Annotated in this window: 1 protein-coding gene; it reads left to right on the top strand. The window is 42.6% G+C overall.

Annotated elements, in window-relative coordinates:
- Positions 1 to 237 (top strand): SDR family oxidoreductase (locus AAEZ03_RS27745; RefSeq protein WP_350583099.1); only part of this gene is annotated, 237 nt, incomplete at its 5' end.
- Positions 238 to 263 lie beyond the last annotated feature (26 nt).

The following is a 263-nucleotide window of genomic DNA, read 5'->3' as shown; positions in this document are numbered from 1 at the left end:
ATTGAAATGAAACCAAAACGTTTTAATGTTATTTCTCCCGGAGTCGTCGATAGCGCAACTTGGGATATGCTCAATGATGAAGATAAAGCTGCTCTCTTTAATGATGTCGCTCAATCGCTTCCTGTTGGACGAGTTGGTCAAACGAAAGACCTCTCTCACGCAGCATTGGCTATTCTTGAAAATGGCTTCATTAATGGCACCGTGGTCAATGTTGACGGCGGTGGTCGTATCGCCTAACCTGTAAGACAATTAATTTTTGATAC

Source organism: Pseudomonas sp. HY2-MNA-CIBAN-0224, assembly GCF_040310285.1.
Taxonomy (GTDB): domain Bacteria; phylum Pseudomonadota; class Gammaproteobacteria; order Pseudomonadales; family Pseudomonadaceae; genus Aquipseudomonas; species Aquipseudomonas helleri.
This window is presented reverse-complemented; position numbering and strand designations above follow the sequence as displayed.